The sequence below is a fragment of the Nocardiopsis lucentensis DSM 44048 genome (assembly GCF_000341125.1).
Taxonomy (GTDB): Bacteria; Actinomycetota; Actinomycetes; order Streptosporangiales; family Streptosporangiaceae; genus Nocardiopsis; species Nocardiopsis lucentensis.
This window is the reverse complement of the sequence record NZ_ANBC01000107.1, coordinates 1-18,292: the sequence shown is the minus strand read 5'-3', so window position 1 is coordinate 18,292 and position 18,292 is coordinate 1. Positions and strand designations below refer to the sequence as shown.

Here is an 18,292-nt window from a genome sequence, read left to right as displayed (position 1 = left end):
CCGCCCCCCGCCGGTGGGTCGACACGGCCGCCCGGATCGTCTCCGAGGCGCTGGCGCCCGCGATCATCGTCACGGCGGTCGTCGCGGCCGTCGCCTGGGACTCCACGGACACGGCCGGTCAGGCGGTCGTGTGGTCGGCGGTCTGCGTCCTGTTCTCGGCGGTGATCCCCATGGGCTTCGTGCTCGGTGGTGTACGCGCCGGACGGTGGGAGGACCACCACGTCGCGGACCGGGCGCGCCGTAGGTGGCCCCTGGTCGTGGGCGCGGTGTCCGTGGGGGCCGGAACCGTCCTGGTCCTGGCGCTCGGCGGACCGACCGACCTGGTCACGCTGGGGGTGACCATGGGGGCCGTGCTCGCGGTCGTGTGGGTGGTCACGGACCGGTGGTCCTGGAAGGTGTCGGTGCACGCGTTGGCGGCCGCGGTCGGAGCGAGCACGGCCACCGCCCTGGGCGGATGGGCGGGGGCGCTGGTGGCCTGGCCGCTCGCGCTCCTGGTCGGCTGGTCCAGGGTGCGGCTGCGTGCGCACACGCCCGGGCAGGTGGGGGTCGGAGCCCTGTTGGGCGCCGCGGCCATGGCCGCGTTCCTCCTCCTGCGCTGAGCCTCGGCCCCGGAGAGCGTCGGTCACGTGGACGTGCGGCCCCGGTACGCACGGCGATGACCGCCGCGGTCGTGTCACCGGGGTCCGTGGAGCGGCGTCTCGTCCGTCTCCGGGGACCGGCCGAGATGTCGGCGGTACGGGGCGGGCGCCGAAACCCCGACAGCCGCGTTGGTTCTGGAAAAAGGGAGACCTCGTCCGCCCCGGTGCCTACGGTCGGCCGGCGGGCCGGAGTACATCGTCGCTCTGAGAACACACGGGACGGATCCCATCCGGTCCGGGTTCCTCATCCGGCACCAGACGCCCACAGCGGGGACGGGGACAGCGGCGACTCACCCTGAATTCTCAAGGGAGCCGCCGTTCACCAACAACTCGTCCCATCGGTGGCGCGCTCGTCGGAATCGCGACGAACGACAACGCGCGGCGAGGGATGTCCTTGACCTTCGACCGGAATGGGAAAACGCGGCGAGGGACAACCACCAGGACCCCGGCTCCCCGCTCTCCGCCGCAGCGCACCAGGATATGCACAAGGCCCGGACCGTGGACCGGCCGGGGCCTTCGGTGTTCGTGGCCCCACCAGGCCCGCCGGAGCTCCGAACCGGGAAGACGGCGCCGATCCCGTGCCGCCTCCCGCGGCCGTCAGCGGCCCCTCCCGCGCAACGGACAGAACGGCCGATGGCTGGCCGGGGCGACCACGATGAACACGGACAGGGGCCAGACCACGGCTGCGACCAGGAGGGACAACCCCCAGGCCGCGGGGGTCACGACGGGCAGGTCACCGACGATCCGACGGAAGAACGCGCGGTTGTCGCGGCACGGCACGCACTCGGGGTCAGGGTCCAGACCCAGTGCGCGTTCAGCCTCGAGGTGGAAGAGCAGCGCCGTCACGGCGCCGACGGCGAGATAGACGTACAGGAACATCACGTGGGGGCCTCCGGACCACGTTACCGGGTCTCGGGCGGGCTCCAGGGAGCAAGAGGGAGGGCGCCGACCCCGACCTCGGGTGGTCGGGTCGGCGCCCTCCTCCGGACTCGCCGTGTCCTGTGTTTCTGGGAACTTCCTCGGCACCTACCCCCTGACCTGCTCCGCCGTGACCTCGTGCCCGGCGTCCTGCGTCTGATCCTGCGCCTCCACCTGCGTGTTGTCGAGGTCGTTGGCGTTCGTGTTGTCCACGTCCAGATGGTTGTGGACGTGGACGTTGATGACGGGCCGGGTGTCCGGGTACGGGCGGCCTCCGCCGTTGCCGCAGTCGGAGTGGTCGCGCCCGTAACCAGGGCTCGACGCGGCACAGAAGTCGCCCGTACCGTGTCCCGCCGCGTCGTCGTGGGCGCCGGCGACGTCGGCCATGGCGATCGCCGCTGGGCCGAGGGCCAGCGCCGGGGCGGCGAGCCCAGCGACGAGCACACGGGTGATGACCTTCTTCATCTGGTTTCCCCCTTCGACGACGGGGCGGCCTCAGGACCCGTCCCCGTCGTGGTGGAATCTGGAGCCGGACGAGGGAGGGACCCGACCCGATACTCGAGCGGGCCCCCTTGATGACCAGGTGACCGTCGCCCGTGGACGTCACGGACCCGGTCGCGCCGGTGGCGGAAACCCCTGGCGGATGTCCGTGTCAGGGCTAGAGCCCGAGCTCGACCCCGGTCTGCTCCTGCTCCTGTTCCTGCTCCTGCTCCTGTTCCTGCTCCTGCTCCTGCTCCTGCTGCTGCCCCTGCACGTTGGTGAGGTCGTTGACGTTGACGTTGGTGCTCTCGAGCTTGTTCTTGACCTCGATGTTCTTGTGCTTCAGCACGTTGTCCTTGATCGAGAGCTCGTTCTTCTTCGAGGGCTTGTGGCCGTAGTCGTAGTCGGCCAACGCGATGGACGGAGCGGTGAGGGCCATGGCCGGAACGACGAAACCAGTGACGAGAACTCGAGCGAAGGTCTTCTTCATCTGGATTACCCCTTTCAGCAACGGTGCGGAGCATCCGCACCGAGTCCGTCCGCGCCGATCCCGACCGCCTATTGGCCGCAGGCGGTCTTCCGTGCACCCCATAGCGCACGGGTATCCGTTCTGCGCGGACAGCGCCTTCTGATGGCAACTTCCACCTCACCGCACTTCCAAGGGTAACGCAACGCATCTGTTACGCTACCGACAGTATTGTCTCAATTGCCATTCCACATGGGGATCCATCGAATCAAGAAACGATACGAACAGACGCCACGAAGGGCGCGCCGAACGAACGGCAAAAAAATCGGAAAGCCACGCCGAACCGGAAACGGAAAACCCGATGAATCCTCATTGATTCACCAAGCGACCGCCCGCCTGGAACCACGGTGAGCGGATCCGGCTCCAGCGGGTGAGAACGCGCGAGAACCCCCGGAGGACCGTTCCCCGGGGGTTCTGGCGGCGTGGCCTCAGCGGATCGGCAGTCCGGTGATGGTCCGACCGATGATGAGCTTCTGGATCTCGCTCGCCCCCTCGAAGATGGTGAAGATCGTGGCGTCACGGTGCCACCGCTCCACGGGGTAGTCGCGCGTGTACCCGTTGCCGCCGAGGATGCGCACGGCGTTCTGGGTGACGAACGTGGCCGTCTCACTGGCGTAGAGCTTGCTCATGGAGCCCTGCGCGTGGTCGAAGTCCTTGCCGTTGCGCGCCATCCACGCCGCCCGCCAGACCAGCAGGCGCGCGGCGTCGATGCGGGTGGCCATCTCGGCGAGGGTGAAGGCCACGCCCTGGTTGTCGCCGATCGGCCGCCCGAACTGCTCGCGCTGTGTCGAGTACTCCAGCGCGTACTCGTAGGCGGCCCGGGCGCAGCCGACCGCCATCGCCCCGACGGTCGGGCGCGAGGCCTCGAAGGTCTTCATCGCGGCCTGGCCCTTGGAGCGCCTGCCCTCACGGGCGCGCGCGATGCGCTCGTCGAGCTTCTCCTTACCTCCCAGCAGGCACGACCCCGGGATCCGCACGTCGTCCAGCACGACCTCGGCGGTGTGCGAGGCGCGGATGCCGTGCTTGGCGAACTTCTGTCCCTGGCTCAGGCCCGGCGTGCCCGGCGGCACGATGAACGTCGCCTGCCCCCGGGAGCCGAACTCGGGCTCCACCGAGGCGACGACCACGTGGACGTCGGCGATACCGCCGTTGGTGGCCCACGTCTTGGTCCCGTTGAGCACCCACTCGTCCTTGGCCTGGTCGTAGACGGCCCGGGTGCGGATCGCCGACACGTCGCTGCCCGCGTCGGGCTCGGAGGAGCAGAAGGCGGCGAGCTTGACGTCGTCGGCCGTGCCGAACATCTGCGGCGTCCACTCCAGGAGCTGATCCTGTGTGCCGTTGGCGGCCACGGACACCGCGGCCAGACCGGTGCCGGTGATGGCCAGGGCGATGCCGGGGTCGCCCCAGTACAGCTCCTCGAAGGCGACCGGGACGCCCAGTCCGCTCGGTTCCAGCCACTGGTTCGCGAAGAAGTCGAGGGAGTACAGGCCGATCTTGGCGGCCTCCTGGATGATCGGCCAGGGCGTCTCCTCCCGCTCGTCCCACTCGGCGGCGGCGGGGCGGATGACGTCGGCGGCGAACCCGTGTGCCCAGTCCCGGACGTCGCGAACGTCTTCGCTCAGTTCCAGGCTGAAGGCGGGCGCGGTGGCCTCACTCATGCGCTTACATCCTTCTGTGGTCCCTCCCGGGGGGAGGGTCGGCCGTTAGGTGTTACCAACGGTAACAGGGAGGCTGGGCCGGCACAATCGCCACCCCTCCGCCCGTGCACGCGGGCGGAGGGGAGAACGACGGAGTGTCGGAGCCCCGCCCTAGGTTCGGACCATGACCGATCACACGAGCCTGGCGCCGCTGCGGTTCTTCGAGTACGACCATCGGCCGGGCACGTACTGCCTCATGCTCACCGACACGGCCATGGTGGACGTGCGCGACACCTTCGAGGAACACGGCTACGACGCGGGCGGCTACGCGTGGGCGGGCGTGGCGCGGGCGGCCGTACGCGTGCGCGCGCCGGAGCTGGAGGGCCGCCTGGGCCACGACCCGGAGGCGGGGATGTTCGTGGCCCACGGCACCGACGAGGAGGCCCTCCTCCGGCTGGGCGCCCTCCTGCACGAGGCGTTCCATGACCCGAAGGTGCTCGCGGAGTTCATCGCGGCGGGCGATCCGTCCTGGTTCGACTGACATGGACGAAGCCCCCGCGACGGGGCGCCCGGCGGCGGGCCCGACCGGGGCCGCACACGCGGGCGGGGCCGGCGCGCGTCCCCCCGCGCACCGGCCCCGCCCGTCGTCAGCGGTCCGTCAGTCTCCGCTGTGCTTCTCCAGGAAGGTGTAGACGTCGTGCTCGTCCACGCCCGGGAAGGTCCCCGAGGGAAGGGCGGACAGCACGTGGGAGTGGGCGCGCGCCGACGGCCACACGTTGCCCTCCCAGCGGGCGGTCAGGTCGGCGGGCGGCCGCACGCAGCACTCCCCCGTCGGGCAGTTGGACTGGGTGCGGTTGGTGGTCTCGCGGCCGCGGAACCAGCGCGACTCCTTGTAGGGCACGCCGAGGGTGATCGCGAAGTTGCGCTCCCGGCTGGGGTCGACGTGCGCCACGCACCAGTGCGTCCCGTTGGGCTTGTCGGTGTACTGGTAGTAGATCGAGTAGCGGTCCGGTGAGGCGAAGACCTGTCGCCCCGACCACTGACGGCACATGCGCTGGCCCTCGATCGCCCCGGTGTCGTCGGTGGGAAAGACCAGGCCGTCGTTCTCGTAGGCCTTGTAGATGATGCCGGTCTCGTCGTTGCGGATGAAGTGGCAGACCAGGTCCAGGTGCCGGTGGGCGAGGTTGGTGAACCGGTGCGCGGCCATCTCGTAGGAGACGGAGTAGACGTCGCGCAGGTCCTCCACCGACAGGTCGCGGGCCTGCTTGGCCTCCTGGAGGTAGGTGACGGCGGTGGACTCGGGGATGAGGACGGCGGCCGCGAAGTAGTTGGCCTCCACCCGCTGGCGCAGGAAGTCGCCGAAGTCGCGCGGCTGCCCGTGCCCCAGGATCACGTGGCCCAGGGTCTGGAGGAGGATCGTCCGAGGGCTGTGCATGCCCAGCGAGGTCTCGCGCTTGAGGTAGATGCGCCGGTTGACGTGGTCGGTCAGGGAGCGCACCGAGCGGGGCAGGTCCTGCACGTACCGGAGGGTGAAGCCGTGGTGGGTGGCGATCGCGAGGATCTGTCCCTGGGAGAGGGCGCCCGCGCTGTAGTTGACGGCGGCCAGTGTCTCGGCCGCCGCCTTCTCGATGTTCTCGAAGTAGTTGCCGCGCTCGCGCATCTGGCGCCGCAGGTCGGCGTTGGCCCGGCGCGCCTCCTCGGGGGTGGCGGTCGGCTTGGCGCTGCGCCGTTTGAGTTCGTCGTACAGACCCACGATGTGTTCGAGCACGTCGTTGGGGACCCGCTTGCCGACCTTCAGATGGGGGAGGTTGAGCTGCTGGTAGAGGGAGTCGCGCTGGGCCTCCTCGACCGCGATCTCCAGTTGCGCGCGGCGGCTCGGCGGCTGCTTGGACAGAAGTTCCTCGACCGAGACGTTGAGGGCGGAGGCCAGGGACGTGAGGAGGGAGAGCTTGGGCTCGCGTTTGCCGTTCTCCAGCAGGGACAGCTGGGAGGGCGCCCGACCAACACGCTCTCCCAGGTCAGAGAGGGTCAGCCCGCGCGCGCGGCGAAGATGACGGAGCCGCTGGCCGAACGTGACGAGATCCAGGTCACCTGTCAAAGACGGTATTTCTTCAGCACCAAAGTACGCCATGCGTTCATAGTACGGAAAGAATCAAGCTTCTTCGCACGGTTTCGAGTGGAAAACCTGTGGATCTTGCTCAAGAATCATAGTTACCGGCGGGGAACTTACCGCCCAGGGCTCACCCCCGGCGGCCCTGGACGAGCCTCCCTCGACCGGTGCGAACACCTTGGGGACTACACGTAAGGCGGGATCGAACATGGGCACCAGCGCTCGACGACAGGAAGCCAGCGCCGAACTCCAGCGCGACTGGGAGACCAACCCCCGGTGGGCCGGTATCGAGCGCACCTACTCCGCCGACGACGTGGTCAAGCTCCGCGGCTCCGTCCAGGAGGAGCACACCCTGGCCCGCCGCGGCGCCGAGCGCCTCTGGGACCTGCTGCACACCGAGGACTACGTCAACAGCCTCGGCGCCCTCACCGGTAACCAGGCCGTCCAGCAGGTCCGCGCCGGTCTGAAGGCCATCTACCTCTCCGGCTGGCAGGTCGCGGCCGACGCCAACCTCTCCGGCAGCACCTACCCGGACCAGAGCCTCTACCCGGCCAACTCCGTCCCGGCCGTGGTCCGTCGCATCAACAACGCGCTCCTGCGCGCCGACCAGATCACCTGGGCCGAGGGTGACGACAGCGCCCCCGAGTGGCTCGCGCCGATCGTCGCCGACGCCGAGGCCGGTTTCGGTGGCGTCCTCAACGCCTACGAGCTGATGAAGGGCATGATCGCCTCCGGTGCGTCGGGTGTCCACTGGGAGGACCAGCTGGCCTCCGAGAAGAAGTGCGGCCACCTGGGCGGCAAGGTCCTCATCCCGACCAGCCAGCACGTCAAGACGCTGAACTCCGCCCGCCTCGCCGCGGACGTCGCCGGCGTCCCGAGCCTGGTCATCGCCCGGACCGACGCCCAGGCCGCGACCCTGATCACCAGCGACATCGACGAGCGCGACCAGCCCTTCATCACGGGCGAGCGCACCGCCGAGGGCTTCTACCGCTTCCGCAACGGCGTCGAGGCCTGCGTGGCCCGCGGTCTGGCCTACGCCCCGCACTCCGACCTGCTGTGGATGGAGACCGCGACCCCCGACCTGGAGGTCGCCCGCCAGTTCGCCGAGCGCATCAAGGCCGAGTACCCGGACCAGATGCTCGCCTACAACTGCTCCCCGTCCTTCAACTGGAAGCGCCACCTGGACGACGCGACCATCGCGAAGTTCCAGCGCGAGCTGGGCCACATGGGCTACAAGTTCCAGTTCATCACCCTGGCCGGCTTCCACTCGCTGAACTACTCGATGTTCAACCTGGCCAAGGGCTACGCCCAGAACGGCATGACCTCCTACGTCGAGCTCCAGGAGGCCGAGTTCGCGGCCGAGGCCCAGGGCTANCCCCCCCCCCCGCCACCAGCGCGAGGTCGGCACCGGCTACTTCGACGCGATCAGCACGACCATCTCCCCCGAGGCCAGCACCACGGCTCTCACCGGCTCCACCGAGGAAGACCAGTTCTCAGCGGCTCACTGACGCTGGTCTTCGTTCCCCGACGGTCGTCCCTCCCCGCTTTCGTGGCTGGGGCGGGGCGGGACGACCGTCCCCCCTGGCCGTTGGCCATGCGCGGTCCGTGTCACACGCGCATGGCCAACGGCCCTTCGTGTTCCCGTGCCCGGCCACCGTCGCGCGTTTCCTAGAGTCGAGACGTGACTGACGAGACCCGTGACGAGGCCGTACCGGCCCCAAGCGAGACCACCACGGCCGCGGACGCCGTGCTCCCCTCTCCGCGCCTGCTGCGCTGGGAGATCGCGACCGTCCTGGCGCTCTCCCTCGGCGCGGCGGCGGTGTCGGCGACCATCCACTTCGTCGGCGCGCTGACCGCGCCGGAGTCCCTGGCCGAGCAGACCGCGACCCTGGTGCGCCCCCGCGCCGACCAGCGTCCCTGGCTGGATCTGACCTGGCAGCTGTACGCGGTGGTGATCGCGCTCGCACCCGTCCTGCTGGTCGTGCACCTGCTGCACCGCACCGGGGAGGGCGCCCGCACCGTGGGTTTCGACGTGCGCCGCCCCGGCTCCGACCTGGGGCGCGGCGCCGTGCTCGCCGCCCTGATCGGAACCGGCGGACTGGCGGTGTACGTGGTGTCCTGGCGGCTCGGCCTGACGGTCACGATCGACCCGAGCACCCTGGACGGCAACTGGTGGGACACCCTGGTCCTGGTGCTCCAGGCGGCCAAGAACGGCGTGCTGGAGGAGGTGATCGTGGTCGGGTACCTGTTGCACCGGCTGGGCCAGCTGGGCTGGTCACCCTGGCGCGCGATCCTGCTCAGCTCGGTCCTGCGCGCCTTCTACCACCTGTACCAGGGCGTCGGGATGTTCTTCGGCAACCTGGTGATGGGCGCGGTCTTCGGCTGGTTCTACCACCGCTACGGGCGGGTGATGCCGCTGGTGGTCGCGCACACGCTCATCGACGTCGTCGCCTTCGTCGGGTCGGTGTACCTCATCGGTCGCCTGGACTGGCTCCCCGTCTAGGACGCCGCCCGTTCCAACAGGACGGACAGGATCCGCTCGGCGTGCGTCCACAGCACCGCTCCGCCGACTCCGGGGACCACGTGCCGCTCGGCGCCCGGGATACGGGAGGCGAGTGTGGCGCCGTTGTCGGGTGAGTGGACCGTGTCCTGGGCGCCGTACCAGAGGTCGACCGGCGCGGTCACGGCCGCGAGGTCGAAGGGCCACCGCCCCATCGCCAACACGGTGTCGCGGGCGTATCCGTCCCCGCCCCGGGCGAACCCCTCCCCCAGCGCGGCCAGGTAGGCCGCCTCGAACGCGGGGGAACGGTAGACGGCCAGGTCGCTCTCCGGGGCGCCGCCCGCGACCATCGACCACATCGCCTCGGGTCCGAGTCCGCGGAAGAGCTCCTCCGCGCCCCGCGGGTCGGCGGCGACGCGTTCGACCAGGGAACGCAGGTCGTCGGGGAGGACGTCGGCGAAGGCGGGGTGGGCCACCTCATCGGCCGCCGAGACCAGGGCGGCCGGTCCCGTGGCGCCCGCGATCGTGCAGGCCAGCGCGAACGGCGCGCCCTGGGAGTTGCCGACGACCGGCACACGCCCCAGTCCGCGGCGCCGTGCGAGGTCGGCGACGTCGTCGGCGAAGTCCGCGAAGGTGCGCCCCGGCGCGGGCGAGGACGCGCCCAGCCCCGGGCGGTCGACGCAGACCAGGCGGACGCCGAGCGCCTCGGCCGCGCCGGCGCCGATCCCCAGCAGCCGGCTCGTGGCGGCCCCGGGGACGAGCAGGACGGGGACGCCGTCCCGCGGCCCCCACTCGGCCCAGGCCAGTGTGCGGCCGTCGGTCAGCACGGTCTCTCCGAGTCGCTCGGGAGCGGTGACGTAGGTGTCCATGTAGGTAATTTTGTTGGACTTTGTCTGGATTGTCAGGTTATTTTCGCGGCGTGCGCGTGGCCGGACCGGCTAGGCCGCGGTCCCGACCGACCGGTGACGGTCCCGCTCGGCGATGGCGTCCTCCAGATAGCGGGGACGCCCCAGCAGGAACCCGACGGCCACGTTGACCGCGACCAGGCCCAGCACCAGGGCCAGCGGCGCGCGCCAGTCGCCGGACAACTCGTGCAGCAGACCGAACAGGAACGGCCCGGCCCCCGCCATGAGGTAGCCCAGGCTCTGGCTGGACGCCGACATCGCGGCGGTGCCCTCACCCGTGCGGGTGCGCAGAGCGAAGACGGTCAGGGCGTAGACGAAGCTGCCCATGCCCACGCCGATGAAGGTCGTCCAGACCCACACACCGGACATCGGGGCGATCCACATGCCGCCGATCCCGATGAGGTAGGCGACGGCGAACACGCCGACGAACGGGCGCTGGTCGCGCACACGGGTCAGCAGGGTCGGCAGGATCAGCGACATCGGGACGCCGAGTGTGGCCAGGTAGGACAGGGCCAGCCCGGCGGTCTGGGCGTCCATCCCCTGGTCGCGCAGCATCTGCGCGTACCAGCCGAACATGATGTAGGCCACCGAGGACTGCGTCCCGAAGTACAGCACGCTCTGCCAGCCGATGGCGGTGCCCAGGACCTCGCGCACGCCCAGCACGCGCCCCTTGCGGCCGCCGCGCTGGCCGTGCCGCAGGACGAGCAGCCAAGGCAGGACGGCCACGACCCCGAACACGGCGAAGGAGCCGAGGGCGATCCGCCAGTCCCCCGTGGCCTGCTCCAGCGGAACGGTCGCGGCGGCGGCGAGGGCGGTCCCCGCGGCGAGCGCGGTGGTGTAGACCGTCGTCATCAGACCGACCCGGTGGGGGAAGTGGTACTTGACGAGGGCGGGCAGGATGACATTTCCGATCGCGCCACCGGCCAGTGCGACGACGCTCAGTGCGAGGAAGAGCCAGGGGGCGGGTGCCGCGGCGCGCCCGACGAGGCCGATCACGAGCGCCACCAGCGCGTACACCAGGAGGTGGTGGTCGCCCAGGCGACGGGCCAGGGTCGGGGTGAGACCGCCGAACAGGGCGAAGCACAGGACGGGAAGCGTGGTCAGGACACCCGCGCCCACCGCGGTCATGCCCAGGCCCGCGGTCACCTCGTCGAGCACGGGGCCCACGCTGGTGATCGCGGTGCGCAGGTTGAGGGCGGCCAGTCCGATACCGGCCGCCACCAGCAGGGGGACCGCCCACCGGGAACGCGAAGGAGCGGTCTCCCGTGCCGGGTGACCGCTCGTCGGCGTCTTCAGTGGAGCTGGCGCGGCGCCCATGCGAAGTGCCTCACAAATTCATAGGATGACCCAATGTACTTCATGAGGATAACGCATTGCCGTTCACCGACGATTCCGCGCCCCGACTGGTCTAAGCTCCCGCCTAACCGATCCGAACACGCGCACTCGCCCTGTCATCCGGCGACCCGCCCCTAGGAGGAAACAGCGTGCCCCTCGCCTCGACACGCCGGACCGGCCTCGTGGACCAGGTCATCAGTCAGTTACGAGCCCAGATCGACTCGGGGGAATGGGGCGTCGGCGACCGCATCCCCACCGAGTCCGAACTCTCCGATCAGCTCGAGGTCGGCCGCAACACCGTCCGCGAGGCCGTCCGCGCCCTCGCCCACGCGGGCCTGTTGGAGATCCGCCAGGGCGCCGGGACCTTCGTCCGCGCCTCCAGCGAACTGGGCGGGGCCCTGCGCCGCCGTCTGGAGCGCTCACGGCTGCGCGAGAACCTGGAGGTCCGCCGCGCGCTGGAGGTCGAGGCCGCTCGCCTGGCCGCGCTGCGGCACAGCGACGAGGACATGGCCGACATCGACCGTGCCATGGACCTTCGCGAGGAGGCCTGGCGGGCCCGTGACATGAGCGCGTTCGTGGAGGCGGACTTCACCCTGCACCGGGCGGTGGTCAACGCCACGCACAACACCCTGCTCATCGATCTGTACGACGACATCGCGCAGGTGGTCTACGCGAGCATCGCGCACACCGCCTACGAGCAGAACGAGGAGGCCGGCGGGCAGCCCTCCACGGCGGCCGAGGGCATCGACCACTCCAAGTTGGTCGAGGCGGTCCGGGCGGCCGACGCGACCGCGGCGGCCCGTGAGGCGACCTGCTACATCGACGAACTGCTCTCCCTCGCCGAGGAGTGAGACGGGGTCCGCCCATCCGGCGGACCCCGGGCCCTCACCCGGGTCGCGTGTGCGCTCCGCGGCCGTCAGTCGCCGCCGTAGACGTCGCCCGCGACCCGTCGGGACGCCACGACGCCCGGCCGGAGCGCCGAACGGCCGTCAGCGCCACGCGCGGCCTGGTCGAGACGGGCGGCACGGGAGCGCGCGCGTCCGGCGCCCCGCACGGAGTCGCGGTCGGCCGCGCCCTCCCAACCCGAGACCCGCGAGGGGTCCAGGCCGAGCAGGTCCAGCGTGCTCTCCCCCGCGTGCACGGCGTCGACGATGGCACGGTCGCGGGTGATACCGCTCACGGTGTCGGCGATGATCGCGCTGACCTGGCCGCGCGGCAGGCACACCACCCCGTCGTCGTCGGCGACGATCCAGTCACCGCGGCGGACGGGCAGGGGCCCCGGGCCGCCGGCGGCCGACATGCTGATCTGCTGACCGACAGCCCCTCCGGCGTCGTGTCCGGCCTCGCGCACGGCGACCCCGGCCCCGAAGACCGGCAGCTCGCTGTGGGCGATGGCGGCGATGTCGCGCACGCAGCCGTCGAGGACGATGCCCACGACGCCGCGCGTGCGCGCGGCCACCGCGATGATCTCGTCCACATACCCGTACTCGGGCTCGCCCGCCACGTCCACGACCAGGGCGGAGCCGGTCGGGGCCTGGGCGACGGCCACGTGGATGGCCAGGTTGTCCCCCGGGACGCAGCGGACCGGGAAGGCGGTCGCGGCGAACGCCGCCCCCGGCCAGACCGAGAACAGGTGCGTCCCGAACGGGCGGCCTCCATTCCTGGCCAGAGCAGCCGTGCCCACCGCCGTCAACGTCCTCGCAAGCGCCACGTCAGCCTCCCACTCCCCCCGCGCCTGGTGCGGCCGGCTCGCACCGGCCCGTCTCTATACTCACGGGTAACTTAAGCGTGACGCAAGACATACGCCCCGGAAACACGTAAAAATGTTACCGGCGGTTACATTTGGGCCCGCGCCGAACGCGCACGCCCCGGACCGCGGGCCCGAGGACGTGCGCGCCGGACCTCGGCACAGGGGTCAGACGGGGACCCACCCCGCCGGGCGCTCGCCCCCGCGGCGCTCCTTGCGCACCGACAGGTGGTCCCACGTCTCCGCGTGGGCCACCCCCGGCGCGACCCGGACCCCTTCCAGGGCCTCCACCAACTGCTGGCGGTCGGGCGCGGTGAGCGTTCCCACCACGTCGTAGCGCCCGAACCCGCTGGCCAGGAAGGACACACCGGGCATGTTGGCCAGGGCCGCGCCCACGGCCTCGGCGTCTCCCCGGCACCGCAGGCCGAAGCCGAGCTGTTCGTTGGCCCCCACGGCCGACGGCTCCACGATCGCGGTGACGTGCACCACCCCCGAGTTGAGCAGCCGTACCACGCGGGAGCGGGCCGCCGCCTGCGACAGACCCACCTGGCGGGCCAGATCCGCGTACGAGGCGCGACCGTCCCTGAGCAGCTGGCGCACCAGCCGCCAGTCCAGGGCGTCCAGCTCCACGTCCCTGAGCTCCCGCACGCTGCTGTGGGCGTCCTTGAACACGGCGTTGGCCCGGAAGACCTCCGCCCCGTCCACGCCCGGCAGCGCGCGCAACTCCGCCAGCTCCTTGGTGAGCGCCCCGTCGTCGGCCACCCTCACCTGCGCGACGGCCGGGAAGCGCCCGGCCGAGTGCGCGGCGAAGGTCACGGCCTCACGCTCGTCCAGGGCCTCCATCAACGGACCCACGGGACCGTTCACCCGGAACGAGACGTGGCCGAGGACCTCCATACCGACGACGCCGGCGTGGAGGACACCCACGATCCTGATCGCGCCTGAGTGCACGAGCTGGCGCACTCTGGCGCGCACCGCCGTCCGGGACAGGCCGACCCCGTCGGCCAGCGCCTGGAACGTCGCTCTGCCGTCCCCCTGCAACGCGCGCATCAGCGCCGCGTCAACCGCATCGAGCACGATGGTGCCTTTCATTCCCATGACGTCGCCCTTCCCCCGGACGACGCCCCCTCCTGCGGCCAGATCATCGCAGTTGTCGCGCCGGTTCACTACTGATCGAGAAAGAAATCGACGGTTTCACCCCTTTGATCGGCCCGAAAGCACCACCCAACCCCCCACCGCCGACCTCTCGGTCACATAACAGACTTGTATAGAACATCCCTAATGAGGCGACCGCCGTGCACACAAGTCCGGCAAAGCGCCACACTGAACTCACGGGCGCGTCGCACGCCCGCGCGGAGGACACCGTCCTCACGCACCCGTGCACGGCCCGTGTGACCTGTCCGAAGGCGCGAACACGCCCCCGGGGAAGCGGGGCCGCGCCCTCGTAGGTGTACTGACGGAGGCGTTCGGGCCGATCCCCGGACGCCGCGAGCGCGTCCTCCGCTCGGCGACCGCGGCGGACGCGACCACATGGGGCGGAGGTCTCCGCCCCGCGGCTGGAGAGGAATCGCCGGTGGCAGCCGAAGAAGACCAGCGGGAAGAGGCACCCGCGCGGCCGGGCACGGGGCGGGCCCTGTTGTGGACCGCCGCGTCGCTGCCCCTGCCGGGAGTGGCCCACCTGCGCATGGGACTCCGTCGGGCGGGCCTGGCGATCCTGGGCACGTACCTGCTCGGCATCGTCGCGCTCGTGGGCTGGTGGGTGTGGATCTCAGCCCACGACACCAGCACCACGGCCATCCTCGCCGGTATGGCCGTCCAGAACAGGTGGCTCGTGGGCGCCATGGCCACGGTGTTCGTGGTGACGGTGCTGTGGCTGTCGATCATCGTGCACTCCTGGGTGATCACCCGGCCCAAGGAGGCCCCGCTCGGTCGGCGGCTGCTCAGCGGAGTCGTCGTCACCGTCCTGTGCCTGACGGTCGCCCTGCCCGCGGCCGTGGCCCTGCACGGCGGGTACACGACGCAGCGCACGCTGTCCTCGGTCTTCGGCGCGCCCCAGCCCGACGACGAGCCGCACGACGCCGCCGATCCCTGGAACGGCGCCGAACGGATCAACGTCCTGCTCATCGGCGCCGACTCCGCGGAGAACCGCTACGGCGCGCGGACCGACTCGATGATGGTCGCCAGCGTGGACATCGAGACCGGTGACACGGTGCTCGTCGGCCTCCCCCGCAACCTGGAGAACGCCCAGTTCCCGCCGGGCACCGCCCTGGCCGAGCGCTACCCCGCCCCGTACGGCTTCGACGACCTGCTCAACGAGGTCTACCAGACGGTCGCCGAGGAGCCGGAGGAGCTGGCGGTCAACCCGCTCGTGGCCGACCCCTCCGCCGACACCCTCAAGACCGTCATCGGCTACAACATCGGCCTGGACGTCAAGTACTACGCCATGGTCGACATGATGGGCTTTCGCGACCTGATCGACGCGGTCGGAGGGATCGAGGTCCTCATCGAGGAGCCGATCCCCTACGGCGTGCACGGCGGGGTGCTGGAGCCCGGCCTACAGCGTCTCGACGGCCACGAGGCGCTCTGGTACGGGCGTTCCCGGGTCCTGTCCGACGACTACGGCCGGATGGGCCGCCAGGGCTGCATGATCAAGTACGTGGCCGAACAGGTCGACCCGGGGACCATCCTGACCAGCTACCGGCGGCTGGCGGGCGCGACCGAGCGCACGCTGAGCACGGACATCCCCCAGACCAAGGTCCCCGCCTTCATCGAGCTCGCCGACACGGTCACCAGCACCGGGTCGATGAGCACCCTCCAGCTCTCCCCGCCCCAGGTGAACACGGGCAACCCGGACTGGGACGCCGTACGCGACCTGGTCGCGAGCGCCATCGGCGAGCAGTCCGAGGACGACGTGCTCCCCGTCGACCCGTCCCCCTCGGCCTCTCCGTCGACCGAGGACCCCGCCCAGGAGGGGACCGCCCCCGAGGACGACCGGACCGAGTGGCAGGACTACACCGGCCTGGCCGAGCCCTCCCCCGCCGACCCCGGCCGCCAGGTCGGAGCCGACCCGAGCGACCTGGACGCCCTGTGCCCGTGACGCCCGGCCGCGGCTGAGCGCGGCGACCGCGCGGGCCCGTTTCGCGCCACACACGGTTCACGGCCCCCTCTGGCCGCTTCCGGTCGGACGGGGCCTCGTGCGTTCGCGCCCCCTGCCCGGTGAGACCATGGATCGGCACTGGTCACACGCGCCGGTCCGCCCTCGGTCAGCTTCATCGGAACGCACGGTTGACGGAATGAGTCGGCAACGGCGGAAATGCGCGCGGCCCCTTCGGGGTTGAGGATCTACCGGTGTCCTTCGCCGGGCCCGGTTCCGGACCCGGCGCACGAGTGTGGAGGGTGGGGAGATGGCGAACGCGTCGCGCTGGTCCTCCGGTCGTTGGAACGGGCTGATCCTCTCCGTGGCGATCCTGGTGGCCCTCACGGCCGTCATCGTCCTGGCCGCGCGCTGGGTGGTGGAGCGCACCGGCGGCCAGGGGGTCTCGGCTCCCTGGGGACCGGAGTGCTCGGCGTGGGTGGGCGAGGAGCGCTTCTCCCTCGACCGGGACCAGGCACGGCGCGCGACCACCGCCGCCGCGGTCGCCGTCCAGGGGGACGACGCCCCCGTCGAGGCACCCGACACCAGTGACATCCCCCCACAGGTGCTGGCCGTGTTGGAGGAGGGGCCACCGGGGGACCCCGGGCCGTCGCTCACCTGCCGGTCCACCAACGACCAGAGCCTGGAGGTCCAGGAGGAGCTGGAGTCGTCCGGACTCACCGCGCGCGCGGACCACCTCAGGAACGGCATGGAGGAGGTCTTCGCCGGGCTGAGCCTGGGCGGGTTCTTCCCGGGCGGCTACGACACCGGGCACGGCGACGACTCGGCGCACTACGAGGGCCGGGCGATCGACGTCTTCTACCGTCCGGTCAGCGAGGACAACAGGCGCGCGGGATGGGTCATGGCGCACTGGCTGATCGCACACGCGCCCGACTACGGCGTGGCCGTGATCATCTTCGACGACCGGATCTGGAGCACGTTCTACCCGTCCCTGGGCTGGCGCGACTACGAGGCGGACCCCGACAACGAGATCCTGCGCCACCTGGACCACGTGCACGTCGACGTCCAGCGCGGCGCCGACCCCTCCGACGCGGGCTGAACGGGCCGGGGCGCGGGCCGGGGGCCGCCCGTTTCCCGAACGCCCCCCGGCGGCGCACCGGAACGGTCCCCGCGCGCTGACGGGTCCCGGGCGCGCCGCCCGGGACCCGGCCGGGGTTCCCGCTCAGTCCTCCAGGCGGAACCCGACCTTCAGGCCGACCTGGTAGTGCGCGATCACGCCGTCCTCGATGTGGCCGCGGATCTCGGTGACCTCGAACCAGTCAAGGCCCCGCAGCGTGCCCGCGGCCCGGTCGATGCCGTTGCGGATGGCCTGGTCGATCCCCTGTGGCGAGGTTCCGACGATCTCCGTGACGCGATACGTGTGGTGGGACATGAGCGACCCCCTGCGTTGTCCGTTGCCCGGTCGCGCGAACGCGACCCCCCGTGTCCCTGCCTCCCCGTGTTCCCCTTTCGCCACACCGACCGCTCCCCCGTGCCACCGACGGCGATCAGGAACCCGGGCGCGCGGCTTTACCGTTTCCGGGCACGGCCCCCACCCCTTCCTGGTGCGGGATTGACCCCCGACGGCACCGTTCCGGGCACGGATCGACCACATCCTGGTCAAGTGTCAGATTGGTCCTGACCTGGGACTTAAGACCTTCGACCGGCGGGACTCCCCCGAGACAACGTCGTAACTGACTCTTGACGTACCCCGGGGGGCGTCGGTGTACATTGGTTTCTAGCGCTTCGGTCCCCCGTCGGAGCGCGCGGCGATGTTTCGAGCCCCCGTCGGAACATCGTGAGCGACGCCGGGTGGTTTGCCCCCGTAGCCACCCGGCGTCGCCCTTTCCTCCGCCGGTTTGGGCGGCGACGACCGATCGTGACCACGGCTTGACCATGCGAGCCGCGTATCCCGCTGGGGGTCAGAATTGGGTAATCCGGCCGTGGAACCGCGCTGCTCCCGCCGTGACTGCCACGCGGACGCCGTCTGGGCGCTGCTGTGGAACAACCCGAAGCTGCACACCCCCGACCGCCGCAAGGTGTGGACCGCCTGCGACGAACACCGCGAGTACCTGTCGAACTTCCTCGACATCCGGGGGTTCCTGCGCGAGATCGTTCCCATGGACGAGTACCGGAACCGCTGACCCTCCCGGGCCGGTACCGGGTGGGGACGCCGTCCACGCCCCCACCCGGAGCTCATGCGGCGGCGATCCGCCAGGCCTCGTGCCGTACCGCGTCGTCTCCGATCTCCCCGGCGAGGGTGAGCAGCTCCGGCCAGGGCGCGGGCCACGCCGAGACACCGCCGACCCTTCTGACCAGCTCCACGTAGAGCAGGCCGATCGCCGTCCGGGCGCGTCCATCGG

17 protein-coding genes and 1 pseudogene are annotated in these 18,292 nt (G+C 70.9%); 8 read left to right on the top strand and 10 right to left on the bottom strand.

The features are described 5' to 3' along the window. On the top strand, positions 1-599 hold a 599-nt coding region (locus D471_RS39985), incomplete at its 5' end, for a phosphatase PAP2 family protein (RefSeq protein WP_017597311.1). A 636-nt stretch (positions 600-1,235) separates the two neighbouring features. On the opposite strand, the gene D471_RS0103325 is transcribed toward D471_RS39985, so the two are convergent. The 4 genes from D471_RS0103325 to D471_RS0103310 form a co-directional block, all read right to left on the bottom strand. Next, positions 1,236-1,520 (bottom strand): hypothetical protein, encoded by a 285-nt coding sequence (locus tag D471_RS0103325; protein WP_017597310.1) that lies wholly within the window; start codon positions 1,518-1,520, stop codon positions 1,236-1,238. 144 nt (positions 1,521-1,664) lie between these two features. Next, positions 1,665-2,021 (bottom strand): hypothetical protein, encoded by a 357-nt coding sequence (locus D471_RS32825; protein WP_017597309.1) that lies wholly within the window; start codon positions 2,019-2,021, stop codon positions 1,665-1,667. 193 nt (positions 2,022-2,214) lie between these two features. Next, on the bottom strand, positions 2,215-2,526 hold the full coding sequence (locus D471_RS39980) for a hypothetical protein (RefSeq protein WP_017597308.1): 312 nt from the start codon (positions 2,524-2,526) through the stop codon (positions 2,215-2,217). A gap of 464 nt (positions 2,527-2,990) precedes the next feature. Beyond that, positions 2,991-4,220 carry an acyl-CoA dehydrogenase family protein gene (locus tag D471_RS0103310; protein ID WP_017597307.1) on the bottom strand — a complete coding sequence of 410 codons (1,230 nt, stop codon included), beginning with the start codon at positions 4,218-4,220 and terminating at the stop codon, positions 2,991-2,993. A 163-nt stretch (positions 4,221-4,383) separates the two neighbouring features. Between D471_RS0103310 and D471_RS0103305 the strand changes: the two genes are divergently transcribed. Then, positions 4,384-4,740 (top strand): Imm51 family immunity protein, encoded by a 357-nt coding sequence (locus D471_RS0103305; protein WP_017597306.1) that lies wholly within the window; start codon positions 4,384-4,386, stop codon positions 4,738-4,740. Positions 4,741-4,857: 117 nt separating this feature from the next. Here D471_RS0103305 and D471_RS0103300 read toward each other — a convergent pair whose 3' ends face one another. Next, the gene (locus D471_RS0103300) at positions 4,858-6,297 is read right to left on the bottom strand and encodes an XRE family transcriptional regulator (protein WP_017597305.1); all 1,440 of its coding nucleotides are present in this window, start codon (positions 6,295-6,297) and stop codon (positions 4,858-4,860) included. Positions 6,298-6,517: 220 nt separating this feature from the next. On the opposite strand from D471_RS0103300, the pseudogene aceA reads away from it, so the two are divergent. Both aceA and D471_RS0103290 read left to right on the top strand, forming a co-directional pair. Continuing rightward, a pseudogene (gene aceA, locus D471_RS32815) lies at positions 6,518-7,817 on the top strand (isocitrate lyase). Between the two features lie 173 nt (positions 7,818-7,990). Then, positions 7,991-8,812: a CPBP family intramembrane glutamic endopeptidase gene (locus tag D471_RS0103290; protein ID WP_017597304.1), complete on the top strand. Its 822-nt coding sequence runs from the start codon at positions 7,991-7,993 to the stop codon at positions 8,810-8,812. On the opposite strand, the gene D471_RS0103285 is transcribed toward D471_RS0103290, so the two are convergent. Both D471_RS0103285 and D471_RS0103280 read right to left on the bottom strand, forming a co-directional pair. Beyond that, positions 8,809-9,678: an alpha/beta fold hydrolase gene (locus D471_RS0103285; protein WP_017597303.1), complete on the bottom strand. Its 870-nt coding sequence runs from the start codon at positions 9,676-9,678 to the stop codon at positions 8,809-8,811. The genes D471_RS0103290 and D471_RS0103285 overlap by 4 nt on opposite strands. 69 nt (positions 9,679-9,747) lie before the next feature. After that, positions 9,748-11,031, bottom strand: coding sequence for a CynX/NimT family MFS transporter (locus D471_RS0103280; RefSeq protein WP_026127364.1), 1,284 nt, complete (start codon positions 11,029-11,031; stop codon positions 9,748-9,750). 167 nt (positions 11,032-11,198) lie between these two features. On the opposite strand from D471_RS0103280, the gene D471_RS0103275 reads away from it, so the two are divergent. Beyond that, the gene (locus D471_RS0103275; RefSeq protein WP_017597301.1) at positions 11,199-11,900 is read left to right on the top strand and encodes a FadR/GntR family transcriptional regulator; all 702 of its coding nucleotides are present in this window, start codon (positions 11,199-11,201) and stop codon (positions 11,898-11,900) included. A gap of 65 nt (positions 11,901-11,965) precedes the next feature. Here D471_RS0103275 and D471_RS0103270 read toward each other — a convergent pair whose 3' ends face one another. After that, positions 11,966-12,733: an RraA family protein gene (locus D471_RS0103270; protein WP_017597300.1), complete on the bottom strand. Its 768-nt coding sequence runs from the start codon at positions 12,731-12,733 to the stop codon at positions 11,966-11,968. A 231-nt stretch (positions 12,734-12,964) separates the two neighbouring features. Further along, a complete protein-coding gene (locus D471_RS0103265) occupies positions 12,965-13,873 on the bottom strand; it encodes an Lrp/AsnC family transcriptional regulator (RefSeq protein ID WP_026127363.1) in 909 nt (302 codons plus the stop codon). Positions 13,874-14,369: 496 nt separating this feature from the next. Between D471_RS0103265 and D471_RS0103260 the strand changes: the two genes are divergently transcribed. Beyond that, entirely contained in the window at positions 14,370-15,893 is a 1,524-nt protein-coding gene (locus D471_RS0103260; RefSeq protein WP_017597298.1) for an LCP family protein, read from the top strand. Positions 15,894-16,200: 307 nt separating this feature from the next. Then, complete coding sequence (locus tag D471_RS0103255) at positions 16,201-16,989, top strand: hypothetical protein (RefSeq protein WP_017597297.1); 789 nt, start codon at positions 16,201-16,203, stop codon at positions 16,987-16,989. A 123-nt stretch (positions 16,990-17,112) separates the two neighbouring features. Here the strand turns inward: D471_RS0103255 and D471_RS0103250 are convergent, their stop codons facing one another. Continuing rightward, positions 17,113-17,322, bottom strand: a complete 210-nt coding sequence (locus D471_RS0103250) for a dodecin (RefSeq protein WP_017597296.1) — start codon at positions 17,320-17,322, stop codon at positions 17,113-17,115. Between the two features lie 550 nt (positions 17,323-17,872). Here D471_RS0103250 and D471_RS0103245 point away from each other — a divergent pair. Next, positions 17,873-18,073 (top strand): hypothetical protein, encoded by a 201-nt coding sequence (locus tag D471_RS0103245; RefSeq protein WP_017597295.1) that lies wholly within the window; start codon positions 17,873-17,875, stop codon positions 18,071-18,073. Positions 18,074-18,292: the final 219 nt, after the last annotated feature.

Coding starts and splice junctions, on each gene's coding strand:
- D471_RS32825 (WP_017597309.1), bottom strand. CDS start 2,021: ATGAAGAAGGTCATCACCCGTGTGCTCGTCGCTGGGCTCGCCGCCCCG.
- D471_RS39980 (WP_017597308.1), bottom strand. CDS start 2,526: ATGAAGAAGACCTTCGCTCGAGTTCTCGTCACTGGTTTCGTCGTTCCG.
- D471_RS0103310 (WP_017597307.1), bottom strand. CDS start 4,220: ATGAGTGAGGCCACCGCGCCCGCCTTCAGCCTGGAACTGAGCGAAGAC.
- D471_RS0103305 (WP_017597306.1), top strand. CDS start 4,384: ATGACCGATCACACGAGCCTGGCGCCGCTGCGGTTCTTCGAGTACGAC.
- D471_RS0103285 (WP_017597303.1), bottom strand. CDS start 9,678: ATGGACACCTACGTCACCGCTCCCGAGCGACTCGGAGAGACCGTGCTG.
- D471_RS0103280 (WP_026127364.1), bottom strand. CDS start 11,031: ATGGGCGCCGCGCCAGCTCCACTGAAGACGCCGACGAGCGGTCACCCG.
- D471_RS0103255 (WP_017597297.1), top strand. CDS start 16,201: ATGGCGAACGCGTCGCGCTGGTCCTCCGGTCGTTGGAACGGGCTGATC.
- D471_RS0103250 (WP_017597296.1), bottom strand. CDS start 17,322: ATGTCCCACCACACGTATCGCGTCACGGAGATCGTCGGAACCTCGCCA.